This is a genomic window from Verrucomicrobiota bacterium, from assembly GCA_016200005.1.
GTDB lineage: Bacteria > Verrucomicrobiota > Verrucomicrobiia > Limisphaerales > PALSA-1396 > PALSA-1396.
The window spans coordinates 71,034-83,776 of record JACQFP010000013.1 but is presented as its reverse complement, the minus strand read 5'-3'; the positions used below and the strand labels follow the sequence as shown (position 1 = coordinate 83,776).

General features: G+C 57.2%; 9 protein-coding genes and 1 other RNA gene. 6 read left to right on the top strand and 4 right to left on the bottom strand.

Features of this window, described 5'->3' with window-relative positions; translation table 11 throughout:
• Window positions 1-53 precede the first annotated feature (53 nt).
• Window positions 54-1,529, top strand: a complete 1,476-nt coding sequence (locus tag HY298_04210) for a sulfatase (protein ID MBI3849482.1) — start codon at window positions 54-56, stop codon at window positions 1,527-1,529.
• Between the two features lie 97 nt (window positions 1,530-1,626).
• Here the strand turns inward: HY298_04210 and HY298_04205 are convergent, their stop codons facing one another.
• On the bottom strand, window positions 1,627-3,138 hold the full coding sequence (locus HY298_04205) for a hypothetical protein (protein MBI3849481.1): 1,512 nt from the start codon (window positions 3,136-3,138) through the stop codon (window positions 1,627-1,629).
• Between the two features lie 352 nt (window positions 3,139-3,490).
• On the opposite strand from HY298_04205, the gene ssrS reads away from it, so the two are divergent.
• From ssrS to rny, 4 genes are all read left to right on the top strand, one after another.
• A non-coding RNA gene (gene ssrS, locus HY298_04200) (6S RNA) lies at window positions 3,491-3,672 on the top strand.
• Window positions 3,673-3,768: 96 nt separating this feature from the next.
• A complete protein-coding gene (locus HY298_04195) occupies window positions 3,769-5,154 on the top strand; it encodes a replication-associated recombination protein A (GenBank protein ID MBI3849480.1) in 1,386 nt (461 codons plus the stop codon).
• Window positions 5,151-5,753 carry a 5-formyltetrahydrofolate cyclo-ligase gene (locus HY298_04190; GenBank protein ID MBI3849479.1) on the top strand — a complete coding sequence of 201 codons (603 nt, stop codon included), beginning with the start codon at window positions 5,151-5,153 and terminating at the stop codon, window positions 5,751-5,753. Before HY298_04195 ends, HY298_04190 begins: the two co-directional genes overlap by 4 nt.
• On the top strand, window positions 5,750-7,315 hold the full coding sequence (rny, locus tag HY298_04185) for a ribonuclease Y (GenBank protein ID MBI3849478.1): 1,566 nt from the start codon (window positions 5,750-5,752) through the stop codon (window positions 7,313-7,315). Before HY298_04190 ends, rny begins: the two co-directional genes overlap by 4 nt.
• Before the next feature lie 198 nt (window positions 7,316-7,513).
• On the opposite strand, the gene HY298_04180 is transcribed toward rny, so the two are convergent.
• A complete protein-coding gene (locus tag HY298_04180; protein MBI3849477.1) occupies window positions 7,514-8,272 on the bottom strand; it encodes a hypothetical protein in 759 nt (252 codons plus the stop codon).
• 157 nt (window positions 8,273-8,429) lie between these two features.
• Here HY298_04180 and HY298_04175 point away from each other — a divergent pair, with 157 nt between their 5' ends.
• On the top strand, window positions 8,430-9,611 hold the full coding sequence (locus HY298_04175; GenBank protein ID MBI3849476.1) for an aldo/keto reductase: 1,182 nt from the start codon (window positions 8,430-8,432) through the stop codon (window positions 9,609-9,611).
• Window positions 9,612-9,655: 44 nt separating this feature from the next.
• Here HY298_04175 and HY298_04170 read toward each other — a convergent pair whose 3' ends face one another.
• On the bottom strand, window positions 9,656-10,291 hold the full coding sequence (locus HY298_04170; GenBank protein ID MBI3849475.1) for an OmpH family outer membrane protein: 636 nt from the start codon (window positions 10,289-10,291) through the stop codon (window positions 9,656-9,658).
• Window positions 10,292-10,303: 12 nt separating this feature from the next.
• On the bottom strand, window positions 10,304-12,742 hold the full coding sequence (bamA, locus tag HY298_04165; GenBank protein ID MBI3849474.1) for an outer membrane protein assembly factor BamA: 2,439 nt from the start codon (window positions 12,740-12,742) through the stop codon (window positions 10,304-10,306).
• Window position 12,743: the final 1 nt, after the last annotated feature.

Here is a 12,743-nt window from a genome sequence, read left to right as displayed (position 1 = left end):
AGGGTTTCCATGCTTTGCAAGCCAGCGAGACCCCGATACGGTCATTGGCAATCATGAATAAAGCGTTTGTGTTTCGGAAAAGCTGGAGAAACTGGCTGGCCCTCCTATCAGCGTGCATCGGCTGTGGGCTGTGGCTGATCCCGGGTCGGCTCCACGGTGCCGCTCCGAAACCACTCAACATTCTGTTCATCCTCGCCGACGACCTGGGCTGGTCGGACGTCGGTTGTTACGGCGGCGACCTGCACGAAACACCCAACATTGACCGGCTGGCGCGCCAGGGCGTCAGGTTTACCGACGCCTATGCCGCCGCACCCGTCTGTTCACCCACCCGCGCCAGTTTGATGACTGGCAAACACCCCGCGCGATTACATCTCACGACGTGGTACGAAGCCGCAGCGAATCCACCGCGCAACCGCAAGCTCATTCCGCCCGTGACCGTGGCGAATCTGCCGCACACGGAAACGACCGTGGCCAAGACGCTCCAGTCCGCCGGGTATCTTACGGCGCTGGTCGGCAAATGGCATCTGGGCGAGGCGGCGTTTTATCCGGAGACACACGGCTTCGATATCAACATCGGCGGCACCCACTGGGGCGCGCCGCAAACTTACTTTTATCCGTATCGCGGCAGCCAGCATTTTGGCGGCGAGTTTCGTTATGTACCGCATTTGGAGTTTGGTCGGTCCGGCGAATACCTGACGGACCGGCTGACCGATGAGGCGTTGAAGATCATCGACAGCGCGCAGGGACGGCCCTTCTTTCTTTATCTGGCCCATCATGCGCCGCACGCGCCGATTGAGGCCAAGTCCGACCTGGTGGCGCACTTCGCCAAGAAGATTTCGCCGCAGATGCATCATGAGAACGCCAGTTACGCCGCGATGATTCAAAGCCTGGACGAGAGCGTCGGTCGTCTCCTCGCGCGGCTGGCAAGCCGCAATCTGGCCGACCGCACTGTCGTCATCTTCACCTCCGACAATGGCGGTTACCTCAAGGATTCGAGCGGCAGGTTTGTTACGGACAATTATCCGTTGCGGTCGGGCAAAGGGGCGCTTTACGAAGGCGGCCTCCGCGTGCCGCTGATCATTCGCTGGCCGGGTGTGACGCTGGCGGACGCAATTTGTCACGAGCCGGTTGTCAGCACCGATCTATTCAAAACCCTGCTCGAAATAACCGGAATGAAAACTACGGATGCGCCAGACGACGGCGTCAGTCTCATGCCGTTGCTCAGGTCACCGGCTGCACATTCTTCGCGCGCCGCGCTTTACTTTCACTATCCGCACTATTATCCGACCACGACACCCGTCAGCGCCGTCCGGGCGGGCGAATTTAAACTCCTGGAGTTCCTCGAGGACAATCATGTGGAGCTTTACAACCTCAAGACTGATCTGAGTGAACAGAACAATCTGGCGGCCTCGTTGCCAGCCCAAGCGGAGGAGCTGCGTCAGCAACTCCATGCCTGGCGCAAACAAGTCGCGGCGCAGATGCCGCAGCCCAATCCCAACTTTGACGCGTCCAAATTGGATTCAAAGTAGGCGGGCCGATAAGAGGCGCTATCGGAATTTCAGCGCCGTGGGCTGATGTTGCCGATGAGCGCGGACCCGTTACAATCCTGCTGCGCGCAAGAACCAGCTAGTGAGCCTGCAACCGGTAGAACCGAATCAAAAAGTTGGAAGCATTCGCATCTTCAATGTCAAAGATCCGGTTGGTGAGTGGGACTAAATCCGTCAACTGCACCCAACTCGCCAGGTTCGTTGAGGCGTGAATGAAGTAGCTTGGGCCGATGACTCCAGAACATTGCAAACGCAGGTGACCATTCGGAAGATAGACGGATGAAAGAATTGTGGGCGGCGTCATTTCGAAAGCGCCAATGTCGCACGCGCCAAATCGCGGAGAGCCGCGCTGATCAGTCGGCAGAGCGACGGCGCTGTTACCGGCATCAATGGCCGGGCTGTTTTGCAGCAATGCCTTGGTGAGCGTAGGGCCGCCATTATCGGCCAACGGGCCCAAGCGAGGATCCGTATTATTCAAACTGCCGACATTGGTAAGATTGCAACTCAGGTCTGAACTGATGTTGTTTCCGCCGTCAGTGATCGCGCCGGAAGCGTTGGTGCCGGCGGAACTTCCAGCCACGATGGTGTTCTTCAACGTCATCAAACTGGCGGCGCCGTTCCGAAGATTTCCTCCCAAACGATTTCCATTGGTATTGCCGGTTCCACCAGTGCATCCGTTGCCGAAGAAAGTCGCATTGATCAAATTTGCTGAAATCCCGCTGTGGTCGATGGCGCCTCCGCTGGCATCGCCGCCGTTGCCGCGGACGCCACCGCCACCGTTGCCGTTGGTGCCTCCGTTGCCACCCGCGCAACTATTGCTGACAAAGGTGCTGTTAACGACAGTCAACACTCCACCCCCAATCGAAATCGCACCGCCAGCGGCCGCGCCTCCGGCCCCGCCGTTGCCTGCCGGCAGGATCAAAAAAGCGTCGCCGCCATTACCGCCGCGGCCTCCGGTCGAGGTGTTGCCTGCGAAAGTGCAATTGGTCACACTGATGTTTCCGGCGTCATTGTAAATGCCGCCACCCGCACCGACCTGGCCGGGGAAACCGGTGCCGTTGACCGCCGTGTTGTTCGCCCCGTCGCCTCCCCGGCAACCATTATTGAAGAAGCTGGAGTTCACTGCGATGAGAGTGGCGAGATTATTATTGTAAATGGCGCCTCCTAATCCGCTAGCCGAGTTGCTGACCGAATTTCCGGAGAGCGCGCTGTTGGATACAACCAACGTGCCACTGTTGTAGATGGCGCCGCCATTGGTGCTCCGACCGTTGACCAGCGTCAGGTTATAAACGGAGAGGTTGACCGCCGGGTTGACGGTGAAAAGGCGGACGGAGTTGTTCCCGCTGATCGCGACCGTGTGGCCGGTGGCGTCCAAGACGGTGTCCAAAGAAATTACTTTTGTAGAGGTGATGGTGATCGTGCCGTCGCAAGCAAATGCCACCGTTCCGCCATTGGTCAATGCCGCGTCCAAGCTCGCTTCGTTACAGACGGTGACGGTGCCAGCCGCAGGAGCGTTCAACGCCATCAGAAGGCCCAATCCAGCCAAGGCGAAGGGTCGGAATGGTCGCCTTATGATTTGCAGGTTTCTCATGCCAGCTTCAGTCAAAACTTATCAACCACGCGTCACGGCTCGCGCCAAGGTCGCATATCTGCATTGCTTCAAACCTGAGCTACTCTCAGGCCAATCAAGCACATTAACACGAACTATGGATCACTCTTACCATGGAAGGGTGACAAAAGCGCTTAAAAAAACGAAGCCACGGATAAGCACCCGGCTTCACATCATCAAGCAATCGACCCTGCCTAAGAACCGCGCGCAGATTTTTGAAAATCCAGCTTGTAAAATGGCGACATCCGGTTCAAACTTTATCCAGCAAGGGCGATTGGGATATTGAACTAGAGAATCCGCTCCCACCGCCGCGTTCTTTGGAAATGACTTTGGATTTACCCTGCCATGTTCGTGATCAGCAACAAAGTCCTTGAACCGTAGTTAAAAAAACACGGAGCCTCTATTTCGGTTATGGCCGACAGGCCTTCACTGGAAGTCGAAAACAATCGATCGGGTTCCACCTGTTCCCTAGTAGTTCAAAGGAACTGTTACACACGGCATTACGGTGGGGTATTTTTTTGTTGCCCAAGGTAGAATCAAGTTGAAGCTCGACCATCAAAGTCGGGCTTTTTTGTTTTTGGTAAACCCGCACACAACTGGTAAATGATATGCATGTCACGGGATGATTTGTTTGCGCCCCCGCCCGAAACGACTGGCGCTCCGACCGCCGGAGAAACGAAGCCATTTTCTGCCACGCCGCTGGCAGCCCGGATGCGTCCGCGCAATCTCGCGGAAATCGTCGGGCAAACGCACGTGCTCGGCCCCGGACAGTTGTTACGACGCGCAATCGAATCCGACCGCATCCAGTCCCTGATCTTTTACGGCCCGCCCGGCACCGGCAAAACATCACTCGCCCAAATCATCGCCCGCCAGACCAGGAACAAGTTTGAGCGATTGAGCGGGGTGGAATCCAACGTGGCCGACATGCGGCGGGTTCTCTCGGCGGCAGCCAATCGCCTGGCCAACACCGGCCAGGCTACAATTTTGTTCATCGACGAAATCCACCGTTTCAACAAGGCGCAACAGGATGTCCTCCTGCCCGACGTGGAGAACGGCAATGTCCGCCTCATTGGAGCGACAACCCACAATCCTTTCTTCTTCGTCAACTCGCCGCTGGTATCGCGCTCTCAGATCTTTGAGCTGCGACCGTTGACGGAAAAGGAGATTTGTGAACTGATTAAGCGGGCGCTCGTCGATTCCGAGCGCGGTCTGGGCCATCTGAAAATTCACGCGGACGAAAATGCCTTGCGACACCTGGCCACAATTTCCGACGGCGATGCGCGGAAGGCATTGAACGCGTTGGAAATTGCCGCCCTCACCACCGAACCGGACCGGGACGGTGTGATTCACATCAATCTGGCCGTTGCCGAACAAAGCATCCAGCGCAAGGCCATTGTCTATGATGGCGATGGCGACGCGCATTACGACACCATCTCGGCGTTCATCAAATCGATGCGTGGCAGCGACCCTGACGCGACACTGTATTGGCTGGCCAAAATGATTCATGCCGGTGAAGACCCGCGCTTCATCACACGGCGCATCGTCATTTGCGCCGCCGAAGACGTGGGTTTGGCCGACCCGATGGCGCTCATCCTGGCGAATGCAGCCCATCAAGCGGCAGAGTTCATCGGCTGGCCCGAAGCGCGGATTCCGATTGCCGAGGCCGCCATCTACATCGCCACCGCGAACAAGAGCAACACGAGCATCACCTCCATTGACGCGGCGCTGGAAGATGTCCGAGCTGGGCGCACGCTGGCCGTCCCGGAACACTTGCGCGACGCACATTATGCGGGCGCGAAAAAATTGGGACATGGCGAGGGTTATCAATACGCGCACACTTTCCCCGGTCATTTCGTACCCCAGGATTACTTGGGCGCCGTCAAACGTTATTACGAACCGACGGATCAAGGCGCAGAAAAGAAAATCAAGGAGCGGGTGGAGAAGTGGCGCGCGTTGATTGCCGAAGCCAAGTTGAGCGGGCAAGCGCACAAGCAATGAGCGCCCCGATTCAGGAATTGAAAACGGCGCTCCGAGCCGAAGTTCGCTCGAAGCTACGGCAACTGTCACCCGATGAAAGAACAGTCGCTTCCGCACGGATTTGTGCGCGATTGGAACAGCAGGAAGTTTGGCAGCAGGCGAGAGCCATTCTGTTTTACGCGCCGCTGCCGGATGAGCCGGATGTCTGGCCGCTGGTTGCGGACGGCTTGTCCGCCGGCAAGACGATCGCCCTGCCTCGTTTTGTCCCCGATCAGAATCGTTTTGTCGCGCGCGTGATTCGGGAACCGGCCAAAGAGGTTCAACCCGGACAGTTTGGCGTGCGCGAGCCTGCTGACCCGTGTCCCGAAATACCATTAAACCGGCTGGACTTGATTCTGGTTCCGGGTGTAGGATTCGACCTGAATGGACGCCGGTTGGGCCGGGGAAAAGGATTTTATGACCGGTGGCTGGCGAATCATCACGGAACGACGTGCGGAGTGGCTTTCGATCAACAGATCATTGGCACAATCCCAGTCGAGCCGCATGACATACGTTTAAGTTGCATCTTGACCCCGACGCGTTGGCAGAAGGTCGGCAGCCGGCGCGCGGTTTTGGAATGATTTTGGTGGCCAATATCTGGGCGGAAGGTGTCGCCTTTTTCGCAGGCGGCGCCGGGTTGTGTTATCTCCTGCTGTGGTGGAAACATCACAGTTGGGAGGCGTCGCGATCCCTTCAAGCGCAGACCGGCATCGAAGCTGCGCGCCGCGAGGCCGAAGCCCTCTTGCGCGAAGCCCGTCTGAGCGCCAACGAAGAAGCGCTCAAACTCCGCGAACAGACCGAACACTCCTTCATCACTCGACGGCAGGAACTGAACGAACTCGAGCACCGCCTCAATGAGCGCGATGCCCTGATCAATCGCCAACTGGAAGGCGTGGTGGCGGCGGAGAAAACGTTGCGCGAACAAATGGCGGCTCTTGAAATAAAGGCGCAAGCGCTGGAAACCCGACAACAAGAGCTGAACGAACTGACGCGCTTACGGCGCGAACAATTACAGGCCCTCTCACGCATGAGTGAAGCCGAGGCGCGCGCGTGGGTCATGAAGGAAGCGGAGCAGGCGGCATTGCGCGAGGCAAGCAACCTGAGCCATCATATTCTTGAGGAAGCCCAGACCCGCGCGGAAGAAAAGGCGCGGCGCATCATCAGCCTGGCCATTCAGCGTTACGCGGGCGAACACTCCTTTGAAATCAGCACCGCGACCGTGGCGTTGTCCGGCGATGAAATCAAAGGGCGGATCATCGGGCGGGAAGGCCGCAACATCCGCGCCTTTGAAGCCGCCACCGGCGTCACTGTGCTGATTGATGACACCCCCAACGCGGTGGTGCTTTCCGGTTTTGATCCGGTGCGGCGCGAAATCGCCCGCGGCGCGATGGAGCGCTTGATTCTCGACGGACGCATCCACCCGACCCGCATCGAAGAAATCGTCGCCAAAGTCACCCAGGAAATGGATGAAACCATCATCCGCGCCGGTGAAGAGGCCGTGCTCAGGGCCGGCCTGCCGCCGATGCATCAGGAGATTGTCAAACTGCTGGGCCGATTGCGCTTTCGACACAGTTACTCTCAAAACGTCCTCGACCACTCCGTGGAAGTCGCGCACCTGATGGGATTGATGGCGGCGGAGTTGGGCCTCGACATCGCCCAGGCGAAGCGGGCCGGGCTGCTGCACGACATCGGCAAGGCAGTCAGTCATGAAGTGGAAGGCGCGCACGCCATCGTCGGCGCGGAATTGATCAAGCGCTACGGGGAGTGCGACGCGGTGGTCAATGGCGTGGCGTCCCACCATAACGAAGTCCCGCCAATCGGTCCGTTGGGAACATTGGTCAGCGCGGCGGATGCCATCAGCGCGTCGCGACCGGGAGCGCGCTCCGAGACGATGACCACTTACCTGAAGCGCGTGGGCGACCTGGAAAACATCGGCCGGTCGTTTGCGGGCGTGGAAAAATGCTTCGCCATTCAGGCGGGCCGTGAATTGCGCGTGTTCGTCGAACCGGACCGGGCTGACGATGACGAAGCTTTCGCGCTGGCGCGAAACATTGCCCGGAGAATCGAGGAGAAATTGCAGTACCCGGGCCAAATCCGGATTGTGGTGATTCGTGAAACCCGCTGTGTGGAATTTGCCAAGTAACGAAACGCCCGACCGCTTCCGCTTAACGTCCTTCGTTCACGAATCCGGGAAAGCCATTCTCCCAGCCTTTCGGCGAGTTCCATGGTCTGGCAGAGAGGTTTTCCGGCTCTGTGCTGGCGCATCCACTGCCCCCGAGCGCCACCCATGCGAGCAACAAAACCAGACCAGCCCAACGCAGACTGATGGGAACGGGGCGCTTCATAATCCGGGAAAAACCTGATCGCCTTCCATCACGTCGCCCAGCTTCCAACCGGGCAGAACGTTGGCGATGGAGCGATCCGTTTGAACGTTCTTGATCCGCACTTTAGCGACCAGCCGGCCGGCGCGATTCACCAACAGTTCACCATCCTCCTTCGCGCCTTGTTTTTCACCGACATCCAGAACGATGAATTCCCACTTCGGATCGACCACCAAGACTTTGCCTTTCAGTCCTTCCGGCAAGCGCGGCGGCTCCCAACCCGGTAAATATCTGGCCAGTTCACTTTTCGTTCTGGCGAGTTCACGCTCAATGATTTTCTTCTCCGCCGTCAAGGCTTCCAGTTTCTCCTGTGTTTCCTTGAGGTTGGCGATCAAGACCTTGATCTGATTGACGGGTATTCCCAACGCCTTCCACGCAGCCAGATCGGCCTGGGCGTCGTCCCGCTCCGTTTTGGTTTTGGCCAATTCCTCCGCCAGCCCGTTGGCCCGTTTTTCCTGAGTGGTGGCTTTGGCAGTTTCCTTCTCCAGGCTGTCCTTGGTAGTGGTCAACTCCTCTTTGGTCTTGGCCAGGTCCTTGGTCGTGGTGTCCAATTTCGTTTTGGTTTCGGCCAGCTCCTTTTGGGCGGCCTCCTTCTGCGTGCGCTCACTGTCGCGCTCGGCCATGATGGTCGTAATCTTTTCCTTTACCTTCACGAAACTGAGGCCGGCAGCGAAAAGGCCGGCGGCAATGGCGATCGCTAAACAAATCTTAATCAACATGGCTCGTGTTAAAACGGGTTAAAATACCGAGGCAGACTAGACCTTGTCCGTCGGTGTGTCAACGACACTTTAGAGAATTTCACCGGGCGAGTTTTTACCTGCTGGGCGACGGTTCTCCAGCGTTGCGAACGTGACCCGCCTGACCTATTTTCGCCCGATGCAATACCGACGTTTCGGGCGCACGGAACTGGCGATGCCCGTCTTTTCCTGCGGCGGCATGCGCTACCAGTTCAAATGGCAGGATGTCGAGCCCCGCGAAATTCCGCGCGCGAATCAGGAAAATCTGGAGGCCACCATCCGACGCGCCGTGGAATTAGGGATCAATCACATCGAAACAGCGCGCGGTTACGGCACGTCCGAGATGCAGCTTGGGAATGTCCTGCCCACGTTGCCGCGCGACAAAATCATCGTGCAGACCAAAGTACCCCCCATGGAACGCGCCGAGGATTTCCTGAAGACCTTTGACCAATCGATGAAATATCTCCGGCTCGATTACGTCGATTTGCTGGCTTTGCACGGCGTCAACAATCGTCAATTTCTGAACCACGCACTCAAGCAGAATGGCTGTGTGGCTGCCGCCCGCAAATTGCAAAAGGAAGGGCGCATCCGTTTCCTCGGCTTTTCCACCCACGCCACCACGGACATCATCCTGGATGCGGTGAACAGCGACGAGTTCGACTATCTCAATGTGCATTGGTATTTCGTCAACGATCTGAACTGGCCGGCGATCGAGGCGGCGCACGCCCGCGACATGGGCGTGTTCATCATCAGCCCGAACGACAAAGGCGGGAAATTATATGAGCCGCCAAAAAAACTGGTTGAACTGTGCGCCCCATTAACGCCGATGCAGTTCAACGACCTTTACTGTCTCGCGCGGCCACAAGTCCACACCCTGAGCTGCGGGGCTTCCAGGCCAGGCGACTTCGATGAACACATCCGGGCGCTCGACTATTACGACCGGATCGTGGAAACGATTGCACCAATAGAAAAACGTTTGCGGGCGGAAATGCATCGTGCGCTGGGTGCCGACTGGTGCCGGCGATGGTTCGAGGGGTTGCCGCAATATGTGGAGGTGCCGGGCGAGATCAATTTGCTCGAAATCCTGCGGTTGTGGACTTATGCGAAGTCGCTCGACCTGGTGGCGTGGGGCCGGATGCGCTACAATCTGCTTGGCCAGGGCGATCACTGGTTTCCCGGTGAAAACGCGGCGAAGGTGGCGGAGTTGAATCTCGGGCGGAGTCTGAGCCGCAGCCCGTTCGCGCAGCAGATTCCGGCGCTTCTCATGGAAGCCCACGAGCTGTTGTTCGACGCGCCGAAGAAGCGGTTGAGCCAGAGTTGAGTAAACGGACGCCGCCTGTCACCCGCCCGGGCGCGTGACTGACGTTATTTTTTCTTTTCGTCCGGTTTCTTCTCGTCTTTTTTCTCGGCGGGTTTGGGAAGCTCGACGGGAGCCGTGGCGTTCAATTGGGAGAGGATGACGTCGGTGATGTCGTTTTCGCCATTGGAAAACATCACGATGGGAGTGTTGTTGAAACTTTCCGACGCCGTATCAATTACCAGTGAATAACCGGCGGATTTGGCCTTGCCGTTGATGGCTTCGCGAATTTCCTTCAGGACGTCCTCGCGCATCCGCCGTCTCTGGTCATCCAGAGTGGTGCGCGCCTGAGTTCGGAACGTGGTGATCTCCTGCTCCTTTTCCTTGATTTCCAGCAATTTTGTCTCCGCCGATTTTTTGCGTTTTTCTTTTTCCTCGGTCGCAATTGCCGAGTCGTTGGCGGACGTGAGGGTCTTTTGGTAATCCTCCTTCGCCTTGGTGTATTCCTCCATCAATTTCTTGTGTTCCTTATCCATGTCCGCTGCCCGGTCTTTGAGCGCGGCATCGGCCTGTTTGGTTTTCCAGTAGCCATCAAACGTCTTCCGCAGATCGATGGTGGCGATTTTGATTTGAGCGGACGCCGAGCCGGCCAGCAGCACGGTGAGCGCGAAGGCCGGGAGGATGGTTTTCAAAAATGTTTTCATGCGGGAATTAAATCAGAAGGGGCGCGTATAACCAACACTGAATTGGAAGCGGCCGGTGCCGCTGTTGAACTGGTCATGGGTGATCGGGATGCCGTAGTCCAGGCGCAGCGGCCCGATGGGCAGGTTGAGACGAAGCCCCAATCCCCAGTTGTCACTATAGTTGCTGAATTGGAAATCATAAGAGTCCGCGGTCACAGCGCCGATGTCATAGAACAGGGCGAAGCGCAAACGTTCAATAATCGGCACGCTGTATTCCGCCGAACCGAGCCAGTAGGTGTTGCCGCCGATGGGTTCCTTGAACCCGGGATCACGCGGCGAGATGCTCCGATATCTGAAACCGCGCAAGGAATCAATGCCGCCCAGATACCAGCGCTCGTAAAAGGGCACTGGGTCGCCCTGCAGACCGCCGGCGACGCCTGTCCGTCCCGACAATTCCAAAACATGCCCTTCAAAGAAACCTTTGAAGTACCAGGTGGACTTGAGTTCCAATTTGTAAAAATCCTTTTCGCCGCCAAACGGGCCGCCGGCCACTTCACCCAGCAGTTCCGTGCGTCCGCCTTTGTTGGGCAGCAGATTGCTGTTGCGGGTGTCATACGCCACCGAGGCGCCGATCTTGGAGACCAGGGCGTTGCCTTCCTCGGCCCGGATGCTCGGCGGAATCCGATCTTGAAGCGTTACCACACCGTTGGTGTCGGTGGAGCGGTTCGGCCGGGCCAGATTGACGATGCCGACGTTTTCAATGGTATAACTGATGCCGCCGATGAGGAAATCACTCCACAGCGCGCGGGTCAAGCCGAGGCGCATCCCCGTGCGGGTTTCGTCATACAAATTCTCCAGACTCTGAAAACTCAGTTCGCGATGGTACAAATCGACGCTCAACGCCAGTTTCCGATTCAGAAACCACGGTTCGACAAACGACAAGACGTAGTCCTGCCGTTGCGCACCGTACTGAACCCGCAACCGGAACTTCTGTCCGCCACCCGTGAACACCGGCGGACGGAACAAATCGAAATTGCCTTGTGTGACCTCCACAAAACCGACGATGTTGTCCACGGAACTGAAGCCCGCGCCGAAGGTGACATTACCGGTGCTTTTTTCCTCGACGCCGACCGTTAGATTCTTGCGCGTGGGGCCCGCGTCGCTCGGTTCGTCACGCGTGTCCACCTTTTCGAAGAATTGCAGGTTCTCCAACCGCTGCTTGCTCAACTTGACGCGCACAGTGTTGAACACCTCTCCCGGTGAGACGGCCAGCTCGCGACGGATGACCTTGTCCTTGGTCTTGGTGTTGCCCTTGATTTCAATTTTTTCAATGTAGGATTTCTGTCCCTCCTCAATCTGAAACTCCAGGTCCATGGTGCCGGTCTCGGTATTCGGAATCTTGGTGACCTTCAGATTGCCAGTGGATTGCTTGACGTCGATGTAGCCTTGGGCGCCGTAATAATCTTCAATCGCCTCAATGTCTTTGGTGAGTCCGTCGGGAGTAAATATATCGCCGACGTCCATTTCCAGTCCATGCGCTCCGGCCTTGCCTTTACGGCGGTTGAAAAAATGCAGTTGCCGGAGGCCATTGGTCAGCGCGCTCGTGTTAAAAACCGTGTTGCCCTTGAAGGCCACCGCGCCGACGTTGTAACGCTTGCCTTCGTAAATCACGAAATGAATTTCCATGGTGCGTTCACTCGGCGTGATTAATTTGACCTCCTTGATTTCAAAATCAATGTAGCCCTCTTTGCGGTAAAACTCCGCCAGCTTTTCCTTGTCATCTTCAAACTGCTCATCCTTGAAGACGCCGCTGCCGGTGATCCAGGAGAACATCCAGTGCTTGCGGGTCTTGATCTGCTTGCGCAGTTTTTTTTGGGTGAAGGCTTGTGCCCCCTCGAACGCCACCGCTTTGATTTTCACTTTACGGCTCTCCTTGATCTGAAACGTGGCGGTGCCCCGGCCCGTGGCCTCGTCAATGCTCGGCACCGCCTTGACCTCCGTGCGCGGGTAGCCGGCCTTTTGATACATCTTCTGAATCTCCTGGCTGTCCACGAACAATTTTCGTTCGTCCAGCGGTTCACCTTCCTTGGACGTGAGTTTCTTCTTCAGTTTCTCATTGCTGTACTTCTTGTTCCCCTCAAATTTTATCGCCGTCAGGCGCGGCTTGCCTTGCAGGATGTAGGTCAGTACGACACCGTCGGACTCGATCTTGTCCGCCACCCGGATGTTGTAGAAATAGCCGGTGGTGTAGAGATTCCGGACGTCATCATCCACGCTGGTGCGGAGATAGGGATCGCCCTCTTTGACGCGGATGTTGGACTTGATCAGTTGTTCACTGACGGCCGGCGGGCCGATGTGCTTGATCTCAATCTTTTTGATGCGGAGGCCGGGGGCAGTTTGCGCCGAGCCGAGCGGCAACCAAACGAAGAGCAGCACCCAAATGGGCGCCCCGTAGCGAAGCAACAATTTCATC